21 protein-coding genes are annotated in these 23,437 nt (G+C 61.9%); 11 read left to right on the top strand and 10 right to left on the bottom strand.

Annotation, left to right across the window (positions count from 1 at the left end):
* Position 1: 1 nt before the first annotated feature.
* Entirely contained in the window at positions 2-418 is a 417-nt protein-coding gene (nikR, locus tag NITMOv2_RS02590; protein ID WP_053378408.1) for a nickel-responsive transcriptional regulator NikR, read from the bottom strand.
* Between the two features lie 401 nt (positions 419-819).
* Here nikR and NITMOv2_RS02585 point away from each other — a divergent pair, with 401 nt between their 5' ends.
* The 6 genes from NITMOv2_RS02585 to NITMOv2_RS02560 are packed head-to-tail and all read left to right on the top strand — an operon-like array spanning position 820 to position 7,508.
* Positions 820-2,310, top strand: coding sequence for a DUF4331 domain-containing protein (locus tag NITMOv2_RS02585; RefSeq protein WP_053378407.1), 1,491 nt, complete (start codon positions 820-822; stop codon positions 2,308-2,310).
* Positions 2,311-2,319: 9 nt separating this feature from the next.
* Positions 2,320-2,562 carry a hypothetical protein gene (locus tag NITMOv2_RS02580; RefSeq protein ID WP_053378406.1) on the top strand — a complete coding sequence of 81 codons (243 nt, stop codon included), beginning with the start codon at positions 2,320-2,322 and terminating at the stop codon, positions 2,560-2,562.
* A gap of 57 nt (positions 2,563-2,619) precedes the next feature.
* Positions 2,620-3,729 (top strand): TonB family protein, encoded by a 1,110-nt coding sequence (locus tag NITMOv2_RS02575; RefSeq protein ID WP_053378405.1) that lies wholly within the window; start codon positions 2,620-2,622, stop codon positions 3,727-3,729.
* Positions 3,730-3,741: 12 nt separating this feature from the next.
* Positions 3,742-4,920, top strand: a complete 1,179-nt coding sequence (locus tag NITMOv2_RS02570; protein ID WP_053378404.1) for a tetratricopeptide repeat protein — start codon at positions 3,742-3,744, stop codon at positions 4,918-4,920.
* Complete coding sequence (locus NITMOv2_RS02565; RefSeq protein ID WP_053378403.1) at positions 4,917-6,041, top strand: HupE/UreJ family protein; 1,125 nt, start codon at positions 4,917-4,919, stop codon at positions 6,039-6,041. Before NITMOv2_RS02570 ends, NITMOv2_RS02565 begins: the two co-directional genes overlap by 4 nt.
* Before the next feature lie 51 nt (positions 6,042-6,092).
* Entirely contained in the window at positions 6,093-7,508 is a 1,416-nt protein-coding gene (locus NITMOv2_RS02560; protein ID WP_145976143.1) for an esterase/lipase family protein, read from the top strand.
* A gap of 93 nt (positions 7,509-7,601) precedes the next feature.
* Here the strand turns inward: NITMOv2_RS02560 and NITMOv2_RS02555 are convergent, their stop codons facing one another.
* Both NITMOv2_RS02555 and NITMOv2_RS02550 read right to left on the bottom strand, forming a co-directional pair.
* Positions 7,602-9,011, bottom strand: coding sequence for a Do family serine endopeptidase (locus NITMOv2_RS02555; RefSeq protein ID WP_145976142.1), 1,410 nt, complete (start codon positions 9,009-9,011; stop codon positions 7,602-7,604).
* A gap of 110 nt (positions 9,012-9,121) precedes the next feature.
* Positions 9,122-9,775 carry a DsbA family protein gene (locus NITMOv2_RS02550; RefSeq protein WP_053378400.1) on the bottom strand — a complete coding sequence of 218 codons (654 nt, stop codon included), beginning with the start codon at positions 9,773-9,775 and terminating at the stop codon, positions 9,122-9,124.
* An 82-nt stretch (positions 9,776-9,857) separates the two neighbouring features.
* Here NITMOv2_RS02550 and NITMOv2_RS02545 point away from each other — a divergent pair, with 82 nt between their 5' ends.
* Complete coding sequence (locus NITMOv2_RS02545) at positions 9,858-10,388, top strand: Slp family lipoprotein (protein WP_053378399.1); 531 nt, start codon at positions 9,858-9,860, stop codon at positions 10,386-10,388.
* A gap of 88 nt (positions 10,389-10,476) precedes the next feature.
* Here the strand turns inward: NITMOv2_RS02545 and NITMOv2_RS02540 are convergent, their stop codons facing one another.
* The 7 genes from NITMOv2_RS02540 to NITMOv2_RS02510 all read right to left on the bottom strand — a co-directional run bounded on the left by NITMOv2_RS02540 (position 10,477) and on the right by NITMOv2_RS02510 (position 17,713).
* A complete protein-coding gene (locus NITMOv2_RS02540) occupies positions 10,477-11,538 on the bottom strand; it encodes a tetratricopeptide repeat protein (protein ID WP_053378398.1) in 1,062 nt (353 codons plus the stop codon).
* 101 nt (positions 11,539-11,639) lie between these two features.
* A complete protein-coding gene (locus tag NITMOv2_RS02535) occupies positions 11,640-13,958 on the bottom strand; it encodes a TonB-dependent receptor family protein (RefSeq protein ID WP_083447697.1) in 2,319 nt (772 codons plus the stop codon).
* Between the two features lie 99 nt (positions 13,959-14,057).
* Positions 14,058-14,366: a hypothetical protein gene (locus NITMOv2_RS02530; RefSeq protein WP_053378396.1), complete on the bottom strand. Its 309-nt coding sequence runs from the start codon at positions 14,364-14,366 to the stop codon at positions 14,058-14,060.
* Positions 14,363-14,923 carry a TlpA family protein disulfide reductase gene (locus NITMOv2_RS02525; protein ID WP_053378395.1) on the bottom strand — a complete coding sequence of 187 codons (561 nt, stop codon included), beginning with the start codon at positions 14,921-14,923 and terminating at the stop codon, positions 14,363-14,365. Before NITMOv2_RS02525 ends, NITMOv2_RS02530 begins: the two co-directional genes overlap by 4 nt.
* Complete coding sequence (locus tag NITMOv2_RS02520; RefSeq protein ID WP_053378394.1) at positions 14,913-16,190, bottom strand: sialidase family protein; 1,278 nt, start codon at positions 16,188-16,190, stop codon at positions 14,913-14,915. The genes NITMOv2_RS02525 and NITMOv2_RS02520 overlap by 11 nt, the downstream gene beginning before the upstream one ends.
* A gap of 7 nt (positions 16,191-16,197) precedes the next feature.
* Positions 16,198-17,286 (bottom strand): energy transducer TonB, encoded by a 1,089-nt coding sequence (locus NITMOv2_RS02515; RefSeq protein ID WP_053378393.1) that lies wholly within the window; start codon positions 17,284-17,286, stop codon positions 16,198-16,200.
* Positions 17,287-17,401: 115 nt separating this feature from the next.
* Entirely contained in the window at positions 17,402-17,713 is a 312-nt protein-coding gene (locus NITMOv2_RS02510; RefSeq protein ID WP_053378392.1) for a hypothetical protein, read from the bottom strand.
* A gap of 172 nt (positions 17,714-17,885) precedes the next feature.
* Between NITMOv2_RS02510 and secA the strand changes: the two genes are divergently transcribed.
* From secA to NITMOv2_RS02490, 4 genes are all read left to right on the top strand, one after another.
* Complete coding sequence (secA, locus tag NITMOv2_RS02505; RefSeq protein ID WP_053378391.1) at positions 17,886-20,609, top strand: preprotein translocase subunit SecA; 2,724 nt, start codon at positions 17,886-17,888, stop codon at positions 20,607-20,609.
* Positions 20,610-21,155: 546 nt separating this feature from the next.
* Positions 21,156-22,325, top strand: a complete 1,170-nt coding sequence (locus tag NITMOv2_RS02500; protein ID WP_053378390.1) for a class I SAM-dependent methyltransferase — start codon at positions 21,156-21,158, stop codon at positions 22,323-22,325.
* 77 nt (positions 22,326-22,402) lie between these two features.
* Positions 22,403-22,774 carry an NADH-quinone oxidoreductase subunit A gene (locus tag NITMOv2_RS02495; protein ID WP_053378389.1) on the top strand — a complete coding sequence of 124 codons (372 nt, stop codon included), beginning with the start codon at positions 22,403-22,405 and terminating at the stop codon, positions 22,772-22,774.
* Positions 22,775-22,911: 137 nt separating this feature from the next.
* A complete protein-coding gene (locus NITMOv2_RS02490; RefSeq protein ID WP_053378388.1) occupies positions 22,912-23,391 on the top strand; it encodes an NADH-quinone oxidoreductase subunit B in 480 nt (159 codons plus the stop codon).
* The last annotated feature ends 46 nt before the right edge of the window (positions 23,392-23,437 follow it).

Genomic DNA, 23,437 nt, shown 5'->3' with positions numbered 1-23,437 from the left:
GTTAGCGCAGGTCCTTCCCCGTCGTCGTCATGGTGAGCTTGCCGTGCTTGACGCCTTTCACGCTCACCAGGGCGTCGGCGATCTTCCGTATTTCCGACCCGCGCCCCTTGACCACCAGGACCTCCAGGCAGTGGTCGTGATCCAGATGCACGTGCATGCCGGCCAGGATGTGGCCCTGGAAATCGTGCTGAAGATGGGTCAGCTTGCCGGTGAGGTCGCGCACATGGTGGTCGTAGACGAACGTGATCGTGCCGACGGTCTCTTTGTCCTGATCCCATTCCCGCCCGACGAGATTGTCCCGGATCAAATCCCGGAGCGCCTCCGAGCGGCTGGTGTACTTGCGGCGCTTGATATGCCGATCGAACTCCTTCAGCAACCGCTCGTCGAGGGACACGCCGAACCGGACCACGCGCGCCATACCGCGTCCTCCAGTAGCACGATTTTTGTTTTGATAGCACGCACAATTTGAAGCGGTCAACAGCATTATGTCGGTAGGTGTTTTTTGGGACCGGACCAGGGGATTCCCTAGTCCGTATCGCCGGGGTTCTCTTTTAGTGTCCATCCTAGTCAGCAGAGTGCCTACGTGTAATTCTCATGTCTCGACACGATCGCGATGCGCGATCGTGAGAAGGAGGTGTCTGGGCTACGAGTCTGAGGCAACGGATGGATTCATGCCGGGACTTCGCGCGAGAGAGGGCGCACATCCAAACCGGTGTGCATTGCGTAGTGGAGTTGACGGCGATACGGCAGACAGCACCGCACGACCGACCAAGGAGGGATGGAATGAACAGTCGAGGGAACCGAAGGCGAATATGGACAATGGGCACGAAGCTCGCCGCCGCCTGCGCCGCGGCAAGCCTGGCCTGGTGGGCGTGGTCGCCGATCACCGCCGGGGCCTCCAGCCACCGCGAGGCGCCGCTGATTACGGAACTACCGAAAGTGGACGGCACGGATTTTTACATGTTCCGCAGCTATGAATCCGGGCGGGACGGATTCGTGACCATCATCGCCAACTGGTTGCCGCTGCAAGACGCCTACGGCGGACCGAACTATTTCTTCCTCGATCCGGACGCCCTGTACGAGATTCACATCGACAACACCGGCGACGCGAAGGAAGACATCACGTTCCAGTTCCGCTTCCAGAATACGCTCAGAGGTCTCACGGTTCCGGTGGGCGGGCAGAATGTGCCGGTCCCGTTGATCAACATCGGACCCATTTCCGCCGGCAACCTGCAGAATTTGAATATGACAGAGACCTATACGCTCGACGTGGTTCGCGGCAATAGAAGAACAGGCCAGCGGCAACGGGTGAACGCCCCCGGCCCGAATGGGTTTCTGAAACCGACGGACAACATCGGACAGAAGTCGATTCCCGGCTACGCCGCCTTTGCCACCGCCCAGATCCACACCGTGAACTGGCCCGGATGCGATGCCGGACAAGGCCGGGTCTTCGTCGGCCAACGGAAAGAATCGTTCTACGTCAATCTGGGAGAGATCTTTGACTTGATCAATCTGGATCCGCTCGGCCCGCCGGACGCCAAGCGGAACATTCTCGACGACAAGAACATCACGTCGTTCATTTTGGAAGTCCCGATCGCCTGCCTCCGGCGCGATGCGAACAGTCCGGTCATCGGCGGATGGATGACGTCCAGTCTGCGCCAGGCCCGCGTGCTGCGCCCGCAGCCGACCTTCGACCGGCCGACCGTCGAAGGAGGAGCCTGGACCCAAGTCTCGCGCCTCGGCATGCCGCTGGTGAATGAAGTGGTCATCGGCCTGCCGGACAAGGACAAATTCAACGCTTCCAAGCCGGAAAACGATGCGCAATTCCTCACGTATGTGACGAATCCCACCCTGCCGGCACTCATCCAAACCCTGTTTCCGTCGGTGCAGGCTCCCAATACGTTTCCCCGGAACGACTTGGTCGCCGTCTTTTTGACCGGCGTTCAGGGGGTGAACCAAATCACGGCGAATCCGACGCCGGGCGAAATGTTGCGGCTCAATACGAGCATCCCCGCAACACCGGCGTCACAACAGAACGTATTGGGTGCCGCGCTCTGTTTCGTGAACGGGACGCTGACGCTGAACAATCCCGGTTGCGACCCGGCCGGATTCCCGAACGGCCGGCGGCCGATCGACGATGTCGTTGACATCGAACTCCGTGTGGCCATGGGCTACCTCTTGCCTTCGTCGCCGTCCGGACAGCAGCCCTTTACCGACCAAACACGCATTCCCATTTCCTCATTCTCGGAACAGTTTCCGTATTTGGCCACGCCGATTCCCGGCTCACCGCAGAGCGCGACGCCGCAGTAAGGAGGTTCCATGACACGCTCACATTGGATCACACTGATCGGACTCGTGCTCCTGATCGGCGGCTGCAGCAGCGATGACACCACTACCGGGTCCGCCGACGGCGGCGGGACCGGCACGACCGGCGCAGCCGATTCCTTTACCAGCTCCGTCATGCAGGCGGCGTCGTCTGCCTCCGAGACGGCCGAGCCGACCACGGAATTGGCGCAACTGGCGCCGACCACGCCGGAAGACACGGAACCGGTCAATCTGTAGCTGAGGCGAGGGGGTGGGCTCTGCTTGCCCCCTCGCCGGTTGCAGGAACGAAGGCCCATGGCCCAGATCGGTATCTCGTGCGGACGAGAGTGGAAAGCCTGGCTCTGCTCGCTGGCGGGGCATGGGTTGCTGTTGGCCGGCCTGTGGCATGTCGCGTTGCAGGCCCGTCTTCCCATGGGCACGACACCCTTCCGCTGGGACGTGACGCTCGTCGACCGCCTGTCGCCGATCGGCGCAGACCTCTCAGCCGCCACCACGCCATCAGAGGAGGATCAGCCGGCGGAAGCGGCGCATTCCGTCCGGCAAACCGGGTTCTCACCGGCGCGCAACGAAGCCGCAGAGACGCCGCAACCGGCTGTCGCAACCGCCGCGACACGTGCGGCAACCCCGACTCATGCGCCGGTGCCGGAGCAGCCGATCATCCCGTCCACCTTGTCCCCCTCACCGGAAGCGATTCCGGAGGCTGAGCCGGTCCATCACATACCGGCCCAGGAGCCGCCGCCCGTGGCACACAACGTTCCTGTGCCGCAAGAACTGCAGCCGGCTCCGCCTGGCCTCATGCCACAGGCGGTTCCTCCATCGCACAACATTTCCCAAGGCACGCCGCCCGCTGAGATCTTCACGCCGACTGCGACGGCGGAATCCCTTGTTCCCGCACCCGCGCCTCCTTCCGCTCCGGCCATGCATGAACCCTTGGTCGCTCGTGAATCTCCGTCCAGCCGGCCGTCCCCTCCGCCGGCCGAACCATCGGCGCCGAGCTCAGATCCGGGAACCGCTGTTCCTGTTGAATCGAGCCGCGTATCCGATTTGATGGCGGCCCTTCCATCCGCCTCTGATTCGACCGCCCGCATGGCCGCGCCGGTCGGATCATCGAAAGCGCCGGCGGACTACGGCTGGCTCCAACGAACCTTGTCGCGCCGTTTGGAGGAACTCAAGCGGTCGTCGCGGCCGTCCTTCAACCAGGCCGAGCTCAAAGTGTTGGTTAAGGCGGTCGTCTCCAGCGCCGGCGATTTGGTGGAAGCGGAAATCGTCACCAGCTCCGGACTGGAGCGTATCGATCGGGAAGCCATGCTGCTGGTGCAGCGGGCGTTTCCATTGCCGCTCGAACAGACCTTGGATCGCCCGCAGATCGTGATGCGCATCCCGATCACCTACTCTCGCGACTGACGGAGACACCTCATGTGGCGCCCATTCGTGGCGATGCTCGGCTGTTTGATCGTGGGCGAGACCGCCCTGATGGCCGAACCGTATATCCCGGCGCAGGACTCGACCGTCCTCGAACGGCTCAGACTGAACGCCGCCGATCCGGTTGCGCGGCAGACGAGAGCCCTGCGCAAAGAGCTCGCGGCCGATCCACGGGATCTGACCAAAGCCGTGCAACTCGCCGCCATCTATCTTCACCTGAGCCGCACCGACGGCGATCCCCGCTATCTGGGCCATGCCCAAGCGACGCTGGCTCCCTGGTGGCCCGAACCGCTTCCGCCGCCGCCCGTGTTGTTGTTGCGCGCGACGATCCGCCAACGCCTGCATGAGTTCGATCAGGCGCTGACCGACCTCGATCGGCTGATCCAGCGCCAACCGGCTCACGCCCAGGCCTGGCTCACGAAAGCGACCATTCTCCAAGTCCAGGGCCGGTACGGCGACGCGCGGCGCTCGTGCCAGGTTCTCGTGCGACTGGCGGCCCGCCATGTTGCGCTGGCCTGCGCCGCGGACCTCGCCGGCTTGACCGGACAATCCCAGGCCGCGCGGGAATCATTGAAACGTACATTGAGCCGGCCCGGCCTCCCGGCCGCGGAACGAGTGTGGCTGCTCACCATTCTGGCGGAAATGAGCGAACGGACCGGAGCCGCTCCAGAAGCGGAGCGTTTTTTCACCGAAGCCCTGCGTCTCGCCGGGAAAGATCACTATGTGCTCGGCGCCTATGCGGACTTTCTGCTGGATCACGATCGGCCGCGCGAAGTGCTTGCGCTGTTGCAGAACGAGGTCCGTGCAGACGGCTTACTTTTGCGCCTGGCGCTGGCGGAGCACTCGCTCGGTCTGCCGGCTGAGAATGACCATAGGACCATGCTCGCCGCTCGATTCGCCGCGGCGCGGGAACGAGGCGGGAGCCTGCACCTGCGCGAAGAAGCGCGGTTCACGCTGGCCTTGCTCCGCGAGCCCGACAGGGCGCTTGCCTTGGCTCAAGCCAACTGGGCGATCCAACGAGAACCGTGGGATGCCCGCCTGCTCCTCGCGAGCGCGCTGGCCTCGGGCAAGCTGCGCGAAGCCGCTCCGGTGCTGGACTGGCTGAAGCGCCACCATATCGAAGATCAACGGCTAAGACTGTTGGCGGCCAAGTTTCCAGGATGGACATCATGAAACGTGGGAGCCTGATTCTGGCACTGCTTCTGATCGGTGTACCGGCCTGGGCCCACAAGCCCAGCGACAGCTATCTCTCCATCACCGTGCAGGACGATCGAATCGAGGGCCGGTGGGACATCGCCTTGCGCGACTTGGACCTGGCTCTCGGATTGGACACCGACGACGATGGATCGATGACCTGGGGAGAAGTGCGCGCGAAACATCAGGACATCGCCGCCTATGCCCTGTCACGACTGACCCTGCGCTCCGGCGGAGTGGTTTGCCCGTCGACAGCCACCGAGCACCTGATCGACGACCATACCGACGGCACGTACGGGGTCCTGCGCTTCACTGCAGTTTGTGCGGAGGCCATCTCCGAACTCACGGCGGATTATCGGCTGCTCTTCGATCTGGATGCCCAACACAAAGGACTCTTGCGGCTGAGGCAATCCGCGAGCACTCAGGCTGCAATCTTCAGCTCGGAATCTCCCATACAACGCTTTACGATCGGACAAAGCTCGCGCTGGCGGCAGATCCGTCAATATGCGAGGGAAGGGATGTGGCATATCTGGACGGGGTACGATCATCTGCTGTTCCTACTGGCGTTGCTGCTTCCCTCCGTGTTGACTCGCGACGGGACCGGGTGGAAGGCGATCTCCGGCTTTCAAGCGGCCCTCTGGGACGTGGTCGGCATCGTGACGGCGTTCACGGCCGCCCATTCCATTACGCTGACCCTGGCGGCATTGGGCCTGATTGAAGTTCCGTCGCGGCTCGTCGAATCCGTCATTGCGCTGTCGGTCGCAGTGGCGGCGCTCGCCAACCTGTATCCACGCCTCCTGAGCCGCCGTTGGCTCGTCGCCTTCGGCTTCGGACTCGTCCATGGATTTGGATTTGCCGGCGCCTTGAGCGATTTGGGGTTGCCGCAGGGATCGCTGCTGCTCAGTCTGGTGAGCTTCAATGCCGGCGTTGAACTCGGCCAACTGGCCTGTGTAGGCCTCGTCATTCCTCCCGCCTTCTTGTTGCGGCATTCGTGGAGCTACCCGCGGCTGATCCTCGTGCCCGGCTCCTATGTCATCGCGGCGATCAGCCTCATCTGGTTTCTCGAACGCGCCTTCGATCTGCGGCTGGGCATTCTTTAGCTGCATGGAGGGGCGAACTTCACGGACCGGAACAATCCGTGGGTGTCGCTGATGAACGAGGCGAGTCTCAAAGGTCTTCCGCCAAGGCGGCCCGGCGAAAGCGCCGCGCTGCCTGACGGACCTCGTTGGTACGGCATGGGCTGCCAGTGGCGATGCGGACTTCTGCTCCTCGTCGTCTTGGCTGCCGATGGGTGCGCGAGGGACATTCCTCAGGTCGAACCGGAGACCGCCACCCGTTCCGCCGTGATCCTCATCCCGGGATACTACGGGACCAGATTGATCCGCATCGCCGACGGGAAGCTCCTCTGGCTGTCGGCAGGACAGGCGTTCGGCGGCGGTGAACCGCTGACTCTTCCCCTTGCCGATCTGGGTTTGGAGGGATCACGCCTCCGGCCGGACGGCATTCTCCGCCGCATTTCCGTCCTGCCGGGGCTCTATGACATCGAAGCCTACGACACGATCCTCAACACGTTCCATGAAGCGGGACTGACCGCCGTCGCGTTGGACTACGATTGGCGCGGGGACCTGATGGTCCCGGTGGCCCGCCTCCACGACGCTATCACCGGATTACAACGCGCCGGCATCGAACGCATCGCGCTGGTCGCCCACAGCATGGGCGGGCTCATCGCGAGCTATTACCTGCGCTACGGCGTCCAGGATCCCGACAGCGCGGTGGAGACGTGGGCCGGTGCCGCGCGCGTGACCGCGACGGTGCTGGCCGGCGTGCCCTTCGGCGGCTCCATGACCACGTTCCGCAACATGACCTACGGCCGGCCGATCGGGTTCAACAAGACCTTGCTGAACTTCGAAGCCGTCTCGTCGTTTCCGGCAAGCTACTATATCCTCCCCTACGCGGATTCCGACCGGTTGCTCGCGGAAGACGGGACCGAGCGGCGAGGGTTGATCGGCGACAGCCGGAATTGGTCTCGCTATCGGTGGGGCCTGCTGCGGGAGAAAGGCGCGCGCGCTCCCGGTATTGCCGACAGGCGATGGGCTTACATCGACACATGGCTCAAGCGGGCTCGACGCTTCCACGACCTGTTGCAAGCTCCTTCGATCGGCGGGCAGCCCACAACGGCGCCTTTGCTGTCGGTGGCCGGCCGAGGACAAGCCACCTTGGCGAGCGGATACTTCGACGAAGGCCAGACCGGGCCAGCGTCCATCCGTTTCAATGAAGACGCGCTTCCCTCATCGGTCCGGGAGAGAGGAGCAAGCGTGTCACAAGACGGCGATGGGACCGTCACAGCCGCGTCGAGCGCCGTACCCGCCGCCTTTCTCGAACGATTTGCGGTGACGCGCCGAATCTACGAGGCCGAGCACAGCGCGTTGGTGAGCGATCGCGAGATCCGGCGAGACATACGGGAGTTTGTGGCCACAGCCCTGACGTCCGAGCATGCGTGTACCGGTACGCCCAGACGACCAGCAGCCCTTGGACAGGGAGCCGAGCCCATAACAGCGCGGCATTAGATCCGGGAAACTGCTCCGGATAGACGGCCATGTGAATGTTGGCCGGAAAGACCGCGATCAGCAGGGCGATCACGCCCCAGACCGCGAAGCGGCTTACTCCCCTTGAACGGGAATGTAGAGGACGTTCCCCTGCCGGTTGACCAGCAGGAGCGCGAGGTCGGTGGGTTTGAGCGGATCGGCGAGGCGTTGGAAGGTGTTGAAGTTGTTGATCGGCTGCCGGTTCAATTCCAGGACCACGTCGCCGGGCTGGAGACCCGACGCTTCCGCCAGGCTGCCCTCTTCGATATCGGTGACGACGACGCCGCTGTTGACCGCCAGATCCATTTGCCTCGCCAATGGAGGCGTCACTTCGTCGAAGACGACACCGGACAGCGGATGGGCTGTCGCTGCAGCGGCGGCCGCCTGCGCCTTCTTCACCCGCTCGCGAGGCGCTTCCTGGACGACGAGCTCGGCTTGATAGGCCTTGCCGTCGCGGATGAGATCGAGCCGGTGTTTGCTGCCGATGGCCGCCTGCGCGACCAGATTGCGGAGTTGCCCGCTGTCCATCACATCGCGGCCGTCGAACCGCACGACGACATCGCCGCGCTTGAGACCGGCTCGTTCGGCGGATCCCTTCGCCTGGACGTCGGTGACGATGGCGCCCTTCACGTCGGGCAGCCGGAAAATTTTCCCCAATGGCGGAGTCACATCCTGCGTGGAGGCGCCGAGGAATCCCCGCACGACACGGCCCGTCTTGATCAAACTCTGCATGGCGGCGCGCGCCATGTTGCTGGGAATCGCGAACCCGACGCCGACGCTGCCGCCGGTGGGACTCGCAATCGCCGTGTTGATGCCGACCAACTCGCCATGGATATTCACCAGTGCCCCGCCGGAGTTGCCGGGGTTGATCGGCGCATCGGTCTGGATGAAATCCTCGAAGTCCGCCACGCCCACATCCGCGCGGCCGACCGCGCTCACGATGCCGAAGGTGACCGTGCGGCTCAGCCCGAGCGGATTGCCGATGGCGAGAACGAAATCCCCGACGGCGAGATTGCTCGAATCGCCCCACGGCACGGTCGGGAGATTCGTCGCGTTGATCTTCACGACCGCCACGTCGGTCTTGGGATCCGTGGCGACCACTTTGCCTTTGTATTGCCGGCGGTCGGCCAGGATCACCTCGACGTCGACCGCGTCGGCCACCACGTGATTGTTCGTGACGATGTAGCCGTCGGACGACACGATCACCCCGGATCCCTGGCCGTACTGGCGCCGCGCCGGCGGCTCCTTGAACAGACCGAAGGGCAGGGTCTCGTCGCTGAAGGCCTGATCGCGCACCATGACCGTGGAGGCGATGCTGACGACCGCAGGAATGACCTTCGTCGCGGTGGATTTGACTTGGCTTTGGAGATCGTGGCCGTTGGCCACCGGCAAGAGATGGCCGGCCGCCACGCTGGAATCGGGGGACGACAGGCCGCAGAGGAACAGCCCCGCCACCAGCATCCGTACCAGTCTCTTCACGGCCACGTCACGACTCCTTCACGTTGTCTCGGGGTTTCTCGATAACGCCGGCCAGACTATCACGCGGGCCGGCATGGCGCACTCATAATTCGATACGACGCCGTCGCGCGCCGTGCTTACTTCTTCGCGTCCTGCTCCAGGATGCTGCGGATCACGGTGATGACGTTCTCGGCCGTCATATTGGCGCCATCCACTTTGATGTTGCCGTCGAGCAGCAACGACGGTGTCGACGTGAGCTTGACCCGTTCGCCCCACCGGCGACCGTCCTCGAACGCTTTCGCCGGCTTGCCGCTTTCGAGCCCCGCTTCGAAAGCCGCCACGTCCAGCCCCACTTCTTTGATCAGCAGGGCGCGAATGGAGCGGTCGAGCACGCCGTCGATCTTGTCTTTGTGAATCGTGCGGAACAGCACGGCCTTCATCTCGTGGCCCTTGCCCATGCTCTTGGCCTGCTCGTACATATCGAACGCCGTCGGCAATTTGCCGCGGATGACCGGGAACCCGACCATGGTGATCTCGATCTTGTTGCCGAATTCCTTGACGAGCAGCGGAACGCCGGTTTCCTCGAAATGGTGGCAGTGCGGACAATAGAAATCGGCGAACTCGACGATTTTGACTTTGCCCTTCTGGTGCGTCGATGGCTCGTCCTTGAGCAGCTCGTACTTGCCCTTGAGCTCCGCTCGGGCCACGTCGATCGTTCTCAGCCCTCCGAACAGACACGCGCCGACTACCGCAGCCATCGCCCCCCATCGAACGAGAGAGAACCCTGTCATGTCACACTCCTTTGCAAAGGCTGAACAACTGTTGTCCGCTATAACATACTCGGACTTGTCGTCCTTTGCTATAATGCGCCCCATGCACGGACGCCGGCCGCTGCTGTTGGCCTCTTCGTTGTTGATGTTGTGCGGTTGCGCCTCCACCGACGAGGCGGACCAACCGGCGTTGCCCGCTCCGCAAATCGGCTTCACGCAGATCAAAGCCGCTCCCGAAGCCTTCCAAGGCCGAGCGGTCACGTTCGGTGGCCAGGTCTTGGCGGCACGCCGGCTGAAGGACGGCACGCGGATCGAAATATTGCAGTTGCCGCTGGCGTCGTCCCTGCAGCCGATTCCGAACCTGAGCGAGTCGGAAGGCCGTTTTGTGGCGATGCAGCGGGAGTTTCTCGATCCCGCCACGATTCCACCGGGGACGCTGATCACTGTGCACGGAGACCTGACGGGATCGGTGACCTTGCCGCTTGATGAGACGGACTATATCTATCCGCTGGTGGAGATCAAGAACCTGCGCGTGTGGCAGCGGGAAGACCAGCCGGTTCGGATGGCCCCCTACCCCTACATGGGTCCGAGACCCTTTTGGGGCCCGTACTGGCGACCGTATCCGTATTGGTGAGCGAGACGGGCGAGAAAGGCGCGACGAGCAAGACTCGTTGTCAGTTGGGACGCCTCTCGCCGCTCTCGCATGTCCCGCCCGTCTCGCCTCATCTGAACGTCGAACCCACGATCCGCTCGACCCGGTCATCCCGCCCGCCCAGCTCTCGATATTTCCGGTATTGCGCCAAGGCCTTCGGCATGTCTTTGCGATGCAGCTCGTAGAACACGCCCAGATTGTAATGGGCCTCGGCGTAATCCGGCTTCAGGGAGACGGCCCGTTCATAGGCGCGCTCGGCGTCCTCCAGTTGGCTCAAGCTGGTGTAGATGACGCCCAAATTCATGTGGGCTTCGGCGTACTCGGGCCGATACCGGAGCACTTCCAGGAATTCCCGTTCGGCCTCGTGCGGTTTGTTTTGGCTGCGGTAGAGGAACCCCAGGTTGTAATGCGCGTCGACGAGATCCGGTTTGGCGGCGATCGCTTGCTTATAGGCATAGGCGGCTTCCGCCAATTCGTTGTTCCGCTCGGCGATCCGGCCGTTCAAGTACCAGGCGTTGGCATGCTTGGGGTTGGCCTTGGTCAGGCGGTTGAGGGTGTCCCGCGCGGCTTTGATGTCGCCGAGATTGTCGTACAGCGTCGCCAGCTCGAAGAGGGCGTCCTGCTGCGCGGGCATCACCTTGAGCAGATCTTGATAGAGCTTCTTCGCGCCCGTCTCGTCGCGCCGCTGGAGACGAAGCTTCGCTAAATCGAGGTACGAGTCGGCCTGTTTGGGATCCGCCTCGATGGCCCGCGCCAGCGTCTGCTCCGCCTCCACCGACTTGCCCTGCGCCAGATAGACCTCGGCCAGATCGTTCAGCGCCTCGGCATACCCGGGCTTCAATTTGAGCGCGTGGAGAAAGGCGTCCGCCGCCTCAGTCGGCTTGCGGGCTTGAAAGAGCACCACCCCGAGTAGATGGTGCGCTTCGGCCGAGGAGGGACGGAGATGGATTGCCTTCTTCGCCGCCTCTTCAGCCCCCTTGAGGTCTCCCTGCCGCAGCAGCGCCGCGCCTTGTTCGAGAGGATCCGGCGGAGTCGCGGCAGCGACATGGACGGAGAGGGCCAGGGCACATCCGGCGATCACGCCAAGCAAAGGGACGATGTTGAAGTTTCGGGCGGAACCGATCCTCTCCATCCATCCTCCCCATGACGGCGTGATCCCGGACTATAAACGTCGAGGGAGAATAAAATCAATGCGGCGCCCCTCGCTGCCGCACTCACATCCGCTTCGTTACCTTAAAACAATCCCAGCGTCACGCCGCCGTAGATGGCCCGCCCGTAGCCGGCGAAGAAGAGCGTCTTTTGTGCATCCGGCGTACTGTCCGCCACCACGTTCCCAGACGCAGCATATTTCTTGTCGGCAAGATTATCGATCTGGACATAGAATTTTGCGAATCGGATCCATTTGTTGTTTGAAACTTCGACATTCTTGTGGAGGTTCAGCGTCACAATCCAGTAGGCCGGGATGCCCACGGTGTTATTGTTATTCAAGAAGTAACTATTGTAGTAGCTGGTTTCGGCCCACCCTCCCCAACCGGTCGGAAAGTGCTCGTATTCCACCTTCGCGTTGAGGACGTCTGTTGGCACATTTGGAACGGCTTTCCCATCGCGCACGAAGGGAGTCGGCACGCCGCCAACCAGGAATCGATCAGTGAAATTGATGTAACGAGCATCGATATGTGTATAGGCACCTGAGAGCCGCCATCCATCCCCAGGACGCCAATCATAGAACGCTTCGATGCCACGATACTCTGAGCTATCGGCATTGATGGAAGCCGTTCCTCCGGTTGTCGATACCACTTGGGTGATTATTTCGTTCTTGAAGAATACCCAGAACCCGGTCAACTGGACCATGAAGGTCTTGTGCAGTTTTGATTCGGTCCCGATCTCGACGTTCAGGTTTTTTTGCGGTTTCAAATCGAAGTTCGTCCCTGCTAGGCCGGTGAATGGATTTGTCGTCAAATTGCCGAATCCGGGAATGGCATAACCGGTGGACCCCCGGATCCAATGCCGCTGCTCTTCAGTCGGCTTCCACGTCAGTGACATCTCAGGAGCCCAATTGTAAAACGTGCGATCCGCGCTGACCCGGCCACTCACTGCTCCGCCCGTGTAATTGATCGTCTGTACACTAACTTGTGATTGCTCAAATCCCAGACCGGCCGCGAGTGTCCATTTGGGCACGAACTGTAATTCCTCCCGAAACCGCCCTCCGATATTTCTGATGGTGCCACGGTTGTTCTGCAGCAACGTGCCGCGCGTGCCAAAGAAATCCTGCTGATTTGCGAAGGTCTGCCCTTCTTGCTCCATATTGTTCACAAAGAATCCCACGTAGCTCCGCAGCGGCATGTCGCCGAGACGCCCGTCGTGCCGCAAATCGGTGTAATGTTTGTAGTTCGGATTGACGTTGTCGATGATCTGGGTGAAGGATTGATTGATATCCTTCACATCGTAATCAGCTTCCATTGTGAGGACGGTGTTGGCGTTCAACTGGTTCTCATAGATGCCCCCCACGATGGTCCTTCGATCCAGGCGGCGCTGCGCGAGGAGGATGGCGTTCGTCGCATTGTTGATGCCGCCGGCTTGGCGGTGATCCGCAGCAAATTGAGCCAACGTCAGACGGGTCGGCACCTTCGCGTCCAGCCAGTTAGTGATCGCCTTGAAATAGAAGCTTTGATGGTCATCGATCGTCGTCCGAAAATTAAAGTTCAAGGTTTGCGTATCATACGCGCTGTGGCGAATGAAACCATCCTCTGCCACGTTGCTGGCGAACAGCGAAATGTCCATGTTCTGGAACTGTTGACCGACAGCAAACGCGTATTTTTGGTACCCATAAGAGCCACCGCTGAGAAAGCTTTCAAATCCATTGATGTCGCTGCCACGTCTGGTTCGGAAATGCACCATGCCGCCCAGTGCATAATTGTCGTAGAGCGAAGATGAGGCTCCTCTGATCACCTCTACACTGCGCATGAACCAGGGATCATGGATATCAAGCCTCGACAAGCCATCGGATTGGGTCTGTATGAATCCGTCCTCATACAATTTCACATCGCGCACGGCAAACGTGGTCTTGACTCCTGATCCTCTGATTGAAATGCTGAAGTCTCGGGGCCCGTTGGCTTGCCGGAGAATGACGCCCGGCAGCGATTCCATCGACTCTCGCAACGTCCTCGTCGGCTGGGAATCGGTTTCAGCCGCGACCGTAGCGGCGAATGAGACACCCTCCGACCGCTTTTGGAATCGCTTGCTGACAATGCTCATGTCGGCCAGTTCGTAGTGCGGGATATCCTCCGGAGCCTCGGAGACCGCCGGCTCGACCTTTTCTCTTACAACCGGCGACTGTTCCGCTTCCGGCTTCCGCTGCTGCTTTGCCTGACCGATCTCGTCCAGTTCCTGCAAAATATTCTTGAGTTGATCCCGTAGTTCCCGCTCGCGCGGAGTGGCCGCTTCGCCGGCCGGTGCGGTCACGTCTTGCGCCAGACCGGCCGTGCCCGTTAGACCTACCACCAGCGCCGCGGCGGCGACGTGAGGCGCCCACACAGATCTCCATGCCCCCATGATTTGCTTGCTCCTTACATAACGACGGATGATGACGCGCGGAAACGCCGCCGCCCCGCGGAGTCGCCGCATCGAGTGAATGTGTCGGTTCGTGAAAAGTCAGCGAGGAGGAGCGCGGGAGCGGAACGCGCGCGCCGCGACGCGCGCGACCATGGAACTGCGTACGACGACCATCAGCGCGACAAGCTGTAACACCACAGCCGGCGGCGCCGGCACCGGCAGACCGACGGCCGGATTGGCTTGGCAGGCCCAGGCGCAGAAGGCGGAATGGCCGACATGCGACTGATGGGGATGATGGGGAAGAGCCCCCTCTTGGGAATGCGACAGGAGACATCCGGCGGCACCGAGCGCCAGGGCCAGATAGAGGGCCGCCATGCCGATGGCGAGAGGCGTGAGGAGCCGTCTCACTTCACTCCCTCTAGCACTTGATGGATCAGAGCGACGGCCTCATCGCTGTCCCATGCCCGCGGTCCGACGGCGCGCCCGATCTGCGTGCCGTCTTGCGCGAGCAGCACGGTCGTCGGCAATCCGCGCACCATGAATCTGCGCGAGACGTCCTGCGCATCGTCGAACAGGACGGGAAGGCCGATGCCGAGTTGGGCGAGGAATTGTTTGATCCCCTCCGGGTACAGATCGGTCGTAATGGTCACCACACGGAATCGCTCGGGATCGAGCCGCCGTTGGAGCCGCGCGAGCGAGGGCATTTCATCTTTGCAGGGCCCGCACCACGTCGCCCAAAAATTAAGGAGCACGACTTTGCCGGCGAGATCCTCTGACCGTACGGTTTCGCCGTCGAGAGATTTCAAGTCGAACGGCGCAGATGGAGCGCCGGTCGTGCGGCTGATTTTGAGATCCGCAAACAGGTCCTTGTGTGGAGAGCCGGAATGCGCAAGGCCGACCGCCAGAAAGCAGACGCTTCCTATGACGGCCGTCTGTACGAGTCGGAACCAGCGCTCAGGGCACATGCGAGCCACCGTCTTTCGTGGCAAGGTCGGTCGAAGGAAATTGCATCGTCTGCAGCACGAGCCGATGGGCCGGCATCGCGTGTTCTTTCCACCCCAGCGCGACTGTTCCGCGGCTATTCACCGACACCGTCGGAGTCTGACCATTCTTCTCGTTGAGCTTCACCGGCTTGATGAACGACCCGCCCCGATCCAACGAATAGCTCATCACCACTTCGCGTCGAACCGGTGATTGCTCCTCCCAGATCACCACGATGCGTCCGTCCGGATCGACCGCCATCTGCGGATGGTCGGGGAAGGTGCCTTTCGAACGGTTCAGCTGTTTTTTGCCGGAGAAGGTCTTGCCCCGGTCATCGGAGTAGGCCAAATAGATCGCCGGCGTCTCGTCGTCGCCCTCGGTGTACCACACCACGTACAACCGCCCCTGCCGGTCGACACCCAGCGAGGCGGGACGGTGCGGACAGGCGGCGTACACCCACTGGTCGTGGCCCACGATCGTCGCAGGAGAAAACGTCGCCCCGCCGTCCGTCGAGTGCGATACGACCGTTTCGCGCACGTTGCCCTCGAAGATTTTTCGCCAGGCGACGTAGACGACGCCGTCCGCCGAGGTGGCCAATGACGTGCGGCAGCAGACGCAGGTGTTGTCATCGATCTTGAGGTTCTTGGTGACCGTACGGCCACGGTCCGTCGATTTCGCCACGAAGGTTCCCGGCTCTTTTTTCCCTTCGCGTCCGTCGATCCAGGCGAAGTGCAGCACACCGTCCGTCGCCAGATTGATGGCATCGAAGGTATGTTGGATGACTTGCTCGTCGTCGTTGACCAGGATGGAGGGCGCGAACGTCTGTCCACCGTCGCTCGATCGGCTGAGCCGCAGCTCGCCGGAGAACGGCTTATCGGGTGTCATCTTCGGATGGGTGAGCGACCAGGTGACGAAGACATCATTCCCGCGCACGACCAGGGCCGGCGCTTCCTGGCGGTAGTAGGGGTTCTCAGATGGGGCGTTGACCCGAACGGACCGGCCCAACGGGCCACCGGGTGTGTCCGACCGCGCGAAAAAGATCGTGCGCGTGTCCTTGTCCTCTTCCACCCAGGCGGCGGAGACGAAACCCTGCTCGTCGATTTGCACAGACGGACCGACCACATTTTTCACATGATGGGTGGTGACGGATTTCTGGCCGAGAGCGACCTGCGATTCCGCCGCCGCCGTGGAGATCACCAAGGGAACGGTGAGCAGCGCGGCACCGAGGAGAGATGACGGGCCATGGATCATCAGGCACCTAGTTTGCCAAGCTGTAGACGATCGGCAGACTGACGACGATCTGTGGCGGGCCGATCGGATGCTTCATGTGTAATGGGCACGCCAACTTCACCGCCTCCATCGCCGCGGCATCGAGCACCGCATGGCCTGAGCTTTTGACCACAGTCACTTCAGCCAACTGCCCATCCGATCGAATGACGGCTTTCAACACTACGCGTCCCTCGAGGCCGTTCAATCGCGCGGACGTCGGATAGCGTTTCAGCTCGGCCACGCGCCGCCAGAGTGATTCTCCCACCCATCGGTGATCGGCTTTGGGCTCCGCCGCCTGCGAGTGAGCAGGGGGCGACGCCTGCGGCGCCAGCTTGGCAATTTGAGTGGGAGGCTCGGAGGCGGTGGCATTCGCCGAGGGCGCAGCAACGGGCAGAGGTGACTCCTCTATGGCTTTCTGAGCTGGCTGTGCTGGTACCGCCGGAGCGGCAGCAGGAGCAGGCGGAGCCGGCTCTGCCACCGGCGCGGGCGGGACACTCGCCACAGCAGCCGATCGCTCCTGTTCCGGGGTAGGCGCCTGATACGTATAGGCCGGCGCAACCGGTTCAGCCACCGGTGCGACTTCTCGAACCGGCTCTTTGGCCTCTTGCTTGGCGACTTCCTTAAGGACGGGCTCCGGCTCTTTCACCTCCGCCTTCTGGACTTCTTGCGGTTCAATCGGCTTCACCTGCGCCTGAACCATTTCATGAACCGGCTCTTGAACCGGCTCTCGTTTCTGCGGCTCGATAACCGGATGGGACATCTCCACGCTCTGCCGGGAGGCAACTCTGGGCATCTCCGTTTCATGGATCGGCTCGACCGGTCGGACCGGTTGCACGCGCGGCTGGGGCGTGGGTGGCACGGGGGAAGCCGGCGCGGGGCTCTCTTGCCGTACATCTTCCTGCGACGGCTCGACGAGCGCCACGTCCCATCGGAACGGCTCTTGCTCCAGCACGATCGTCATTTTGGGAAGCATCGTCGCGGCGACGAAGACCAGGCCCAGATGCAGGAGCAAGGACACACTCCACCCTTGCATCATCTGTTTCGAATGAATGGCTTCCGGTCGGATTGCGTCGATCATTTCATCCCTCGCACGGCCGCGCTTTACGCTGACATCGAACTATGGAAATCCTGCCGGGGGACGTCCTCCACCGGACACAGCCGGCACAGGACCCAAACACCATTATCAGGATGGGTTAGCGCGCGGGAAGAAACGGCGGACCGCGTGTCGCGACGCTATCGAGCGCGACCTGCGGAAAAAAGAGAGCGGTGATGTGCTGAGAGGGAGCGACCGGGTATTGGGCCACAAGCAGGGGCGCCGCGATGCCGTCCACCGCCTGTCCGGCGGCGCACATCCAGGAGCAGAGGACGGTGCCGTGCGTCGCTTTCTGATGATGCGCGTGATGCGATTCGTGGGTGATCGCCTGGGCCGAGGCGAGGCCGCCGACGATCACAATGGACACCACGAGCAGAAGAGCGAGGACTGATCGGCAATGCGCGTGATTCATCGGTCTTGGACCAACGGAAACTTAGGGGCGAATGCTACTGGAGCGCCGGCCGAAGAGTCAAGATGCCCCCGTGCAGAACCCCTTGTCTTCCTGATAGGATTCAAGAAAAGTTTGCTGTATACTTCCTCGATATTCCACAGAACCGCGCGAGTACTCGCCACATGGAACCGGCATGCTGACACAACTTCTCAATCTCATCTTCGGCAGCAAGAACGATCGTGAAATCAAAGCGTTGATGCCGATCGTGGAGCGCATCAACGCCTTGGAATCGAGCTTGACGCCGCTGTCCGACCAAGCGCTCGTCGACAAGACGCAGGATTTCAAGAAGCGCCTCGCGGCCGGCGAAACGCTCGACGACATTTTGCCGGAAGCGTTCGCGGTCTGCCGGGAAATGTCGCGCCGCAAGCTGAACATGCGGCACTTCGACGTGCAGTTGATCGGCGGCATGATTCTCCACAAAGGCCGCATCGCGGAAATGAAGACGGGCGAAGGGAAAACGCTCGTCGCGACGCTCCCCATGTACCTGAACGCCCTGGAAGGCAAAGGCGCCCACCTCGTGACCGTGAACGACTACCTGGCCAAACGCGACGCGCAATGGATGGGACAGTTGTACCATGCGCTCGGTCTGTCGGTCGGCGTCATCCAGCACGACGCCTCGTTTCTCTTCGATCCGACGTACGACGCGTCCGACAAGCGGCTCCAGTCGCTCCGCCCCTGCACCCGGCAGGAGGCCTACCGCGCCGACATCACCTACGGCACCAACAACGAATACGGGTTCGACTACCTGCGCGACAATTTGATCGTCAGCGACCTCAGCCAGTGTGTGCAGCGCGAGCTGAACTACGCCATCGTCGATGAGGTGGACAGCATTTTGATCGACGAGGCCCGCACGCCGCTCATCATCTCGGGCCCCACCGACCAGACGACGGACCTCTATTACCGCATTAACGCCATCATCCCGCAGCTCAAGCCGGAGCAGGACTACACGATCGAGGAAAAGACCAAGACCGCCTCGCTCACGGAAGAAGGCAACGCCCGCGTCGAGAAACTCCTCGGCGTGGATAACCTGTACGATCCGGCGAACATGGACATGGTGCACCACGTCGTCAAAGCCCTGCAGGCCCATGCCTTGTACAAGCGCGACGTGGACTACGTGGTGAAAGACGGCGAAGTCATCATCGTCGACGAATTCACCGGCCGCCTCATGCCGGGCCGCCGCTGGAGCGACGGGTTGCACCAGGCGGTGGAGGCGAAGGAAGGCGTCAAGATCGCGAACGAAAACCAGACGCTCGCTTCCGTGACCTTCCAGAACTATTTCCGGATGTATAAAAAGCTCGCCGGCATGACGGGCACCGCCGACACCGAGGCGGGCGAGTTCGCCAAGATCTACAACCTCGACGTGAACGTGGTGCCGACGAACCGTAAGATGATCCGGATCGACTACGCCGACGTGGTGTATCGGACGGAGAAGGAAAAGTTCGCGGCGATCGTCGAAGAAATCAAGGAGTGCAACAAAACCGGGCAGCCGGTGCTGGTCGGCACGATCTCAATTGAAAAGTCCGAGCGGCTGTCGGGGCTGTTGAGCCGCACCGGCGTGAAGCACAACGTGTTGAACGCGAAATTCCACGAGAAGGAAGCCGAGATCGTGGCGCAAGCCGGCCGCAAAGGCGCCGTCACCATCGCGACCAACATGGCGGGCCGCGGCACGGACATTCTCCTGGGCGGCAATCCGGACTTTCTGTTCAAGCAAGTCCTCTATCGCGAGGACGGCCTGCCGGAAGAACGCAAGCTCGAAGTGTACGAACAGATCAAGGCCGAGTGCGAAAAGGACAAGCAGGAAGTGGTCGCAGCCGGCGGGCTTCATATTCTCGGCACCGAACGGCACGAAAGCCGCCGGATCGACAACCAGCTGCGCGGCCGCGCCGGCCGGCAAGGCGATCCCGGCTCCTCGCGTTTCTATCTGTCGCTGGAAGACGATTTGATGCGGATCTTCGCCTCCGAGCGCGTCTCGCAGTTGATGCTGAAGCTCGGCATGGAAGAAGGCGTGCCGATCGAACACGGCATGGTCACCCGCGCCATCGCCAACGCGCAGAAGAAGGTCGAGGCGCACAACTTCGAAATCCGCAAACAGCTCCTCGAGTACGACGACGTGATGAACAAACAGCGGGAGGTGATCTACCAGCACCGCCATGCCGTCTTGGCCGGCCAGAATCTCAAGGACGACATTCGCGACATGATGGACGACATGGTGGACTCCGCCATGACCGTCTATTGCCCGGCCGAACAGTACCCCGAAGAATGGGACATGAAAGGCCTCGTCGAGATGATGCAGGGCCAATTCGGCCTCGACATCACGCAGGGGAAACACGACGAGGGGGCGTCGTTGCGGGATCTCGGCCGCGACGCCCTGGCCGACGATTTGAAAAAACTCGTGCATGAAGGCTACGAGCGCAAGGAACAGGAACTCGGCTCCGACTTGATGCGCTTCCTGGAAAAGACCTTCATGCTGCAGGTCATCGACCACCATTGGAAAGATCACCTGCTGGCGATGGACCACCTCCGTGACGGCATCGGCCTGCGCGGCTACGGCCAGAAAGATCCGCTGATCGAGTATAAGAAGGAAGGGTACGACCTGTTCGCCGGCATGATGCAGCGGATCAAGTCGGATGCCTTGGAGCGGCTCTTCCGCGTACAGGCCGTCAGACACGAAGGCCCGGCGCCCGACGCGCCGCCTCCGCCGGTCATCTCCCGCCCGCAGCCCAAGTTGACGTTGAACCGCGGCGAAGAACCGGCCGCCCCTCAGCAGACCGTCCACCGCAGCGACGAGAAAGTCGGTCGCAACGATCCCTGCCCCTGCGGAAGCGGCAAGAAATATAAGAAGTGCCACGGGGCGTGAGGAGGCTCGGGCCGCAGGGGGCGAAGTTCGCCGCCGGCATAATGCGACGACCCGCCACCGCCGCTTGTCACAATTTATTATCCCCCTCCACGCCTTTAAAGCTGCGCCGAAGCGGCGCAATGACGGCGTGCAGGGTCCCTGTATGTGCAGAGGTAGATGGACGGCGCTATGCCGATCGCTGAACTCCAGCCCCCTACGGCCCGCGTAAGGGAAGGATTTACAGAGACGGCACACCGGTTTCTTGGGTGACCTCCGACAGCGTCTCGCAACTCGCCGATCTCAGGCGGCTCTTCACGCGTGACGCCGGTTCGTTACCAGGCGAGGAGTGGCACGGACAAATCATCTTCCTCCCCTTGTGATAAAGGCCGCGGCAGACATCCCGCTAAACCGGGCACCCCCAGTTTCTTGCTGATTCCGCCTTGACTTAGCGCACTTCCGAACGATACTCTACGCCACTTTTGGGTTGCCGATCCGACGGGTGAAATCTACCCGTCAAGGATGGGTGTCTCTGACTCCGCGCCTTGTCTGAAAAGAAACGGATTTCTTGTGACGACCGGGCATCCCGCACTGATTGCCGCCATCGCCGCCGAGATCGCCGCCTCGGGTCCCATCCCCTTCGTCCGCTTTATGGAGCTCGCGCTCTATCATCCCCAATACGGGTATTACATGCGGCCGCCGGAAGCCGGCGGCGAGCGGATCGGATGGTCCGGAGATTTCTACACGAGTTCCGACGTGCATCCCATTCTGGGACAGGCCCTCGCCACGCAGGCCCGGCAGGTCGACGCGCTGCTCGGCTATCCGGAGCCGTTCTCAGTGGTGGAGATGGGGGCCGGCAAGGGATTGCTCGCGCGCGACATTCTTACGGCCCTGTTGAAAGAAGACGACTCGTTCCGCCGGCGGTTCCGCTATGTGCTGGTGGAACGCAGCCCGGCCATGCGGGAATTGCAGCGAACGAACCTGGGACAGTGGCTCGGCGAGCCGGGGCTCATGTCCTGGGTTGAAGACGTGCACAGCCTCGCCGATGTGCAGGGCCTGATGTTCAGCAATGAGCTGCCCGACGCCTTTCCCGTGCATCGCATTCAGATGGCGGAGGGGCGGGCGCAGGAAATCTTCGTGGACTATCGCGACGGGAAATTCGCGGAATGCCTCAGGCCGCTGTCCGATCCGCGACTGCCCCGCCATCTCGAACGGCTGAGCTTGTCCCTGCCGGACGGCTATCGCACCGAGATGAATGTGCATGCCTTGACATGGATGGAGCAGGTCGCCTCCGCCCTCACGCGTGGCGTGGCGATCACGATCGATTACGGCCACACAATGCAGGATCTGTATAGCGCCGATCGCTCGGATGGCACGCTGCTCTGCTATTACTCGCAGATGACGTCCGAAGACCCCTACGAGCGGGTCGGGCAGCAGGACATGACGGCACATGTGGATTTCTCCAGCTTGGCCATGGTCGGCGAGGAGCACGGGCTCCATGTCACCGGCTTTACGAACCAGCTCAGCTTTTTGATGGGACTCGGCGTGGAGGAGATGATGGCCGAGTTGGACCCGGAGAGTCCGGAGTTTCGCGCGGCGATTCATCTGTTGCGGCCCGACGGCATGGGCACGACGTTCAAAGTGCTCATCCAACATAAAGGCATCGAGAAGCCGGAACTGGACGGGCTGCGTTTCAAGCCGTTCTTCGGCGAAGCGCTGGCCGTGAGTTCCGTAGCCTGAGGGTTCAATGACTTGCTGGATGAAACGACCGTTCCCGCGCACTTCACGCGTCACGCGTCACGCTTCACGAGGCCCGTATGGGTAACGCCGCGGTTCCAGCCAACTACGTTCCGATTCTGGTCTTTATCGGGATTGCGATCGCCTTCGGCGCCGTCTCGCTGCTGGCCGGGTGGGTCGTTCGGCCGAGCCGGCCCTACCGGGCGAAGCTGGCTCCGTACGAAAGCGGCAGCCCGCTGTTTCAGGACGCGCGCGTGCAGTTCCCGATGCGGTACTACATCATCGCAATGCTGTTCGTGATCTTCGACATCGAAATCGTCTTCATGTTTCCCTGGGCCGTGGCCTTTCAGAAGCTCGGGTTGGTGGGATTGGTCGAAATGGTGGTGTTCATCGGCATCTTGATCGTCGGGTTTTGGTACGCGTGGAAGAAAGGGGCGCTCGAATGGGATTGAGCGGGTCCTGTCGCCGACCAGCCCATTCGTCCTCGCTCCACCCATCCCCCAGTGGGTCCCTTCCGCTGCGGGCGAATGGGCGCCCGGTCGGCGCCACCCGCTCAGTCCCATTCTCGTAATGGAAGGTAAAGAGAACGATGAGTTTTTTAGAGCGGCAGTTCGAGGCGAACATCATCACGACGAATCTGGACGCCGTGGTGAATTGGGCGAGGAAGTCGGCCCTGTGGCCGATGACGTTCGGCCTGGCGTGCTGCGCCATTGAGATGATTGCGAGCGTGTCGTCGCGGTACGATCTGGATCGATTCGGCGCCGGCGTGTTTCGCGCGTCGCCCCGCCAGTCGGATCTCATGATCGTGGCCGGCACGGTGACGCGGAAGATGGCGCCCGTGATTCGCCGCATCTACGATCAGATGCCGGAGCCCCGCTATGTCATTTCGATGGGCTCCTGCGCCACGTCGGGCAATCACTACAACAGTTACGCCGTCGTGCAGGGCGTGGATCAAATCGTCCCGGTCGATGTGTACGTGCCGGGCTGCCCGCCGCGCCCCGAAGCGCTGCTCGACGGCCTGCTGAAGCTCCAGGAAAAGATCCAACGCGAGAAGGTGTTCGTGAGATAAGCGCGAGACCGGCGGGAGGGTGGGCGCGTCTCGCTTCTCTCGCGCG

The organism is Nitrospira moscoviensis, assembly GCF_001273775.1.
GTDB lineage: Bacteria > Nitrospirota > Nitrospiria > Nitrospirales > Nitrospiraceae > Nitrospira_D > Nitrospira_D moscoviensis.
This window is presented reverse-complemented; position numbering and strand designations above follow the sequence as displayed.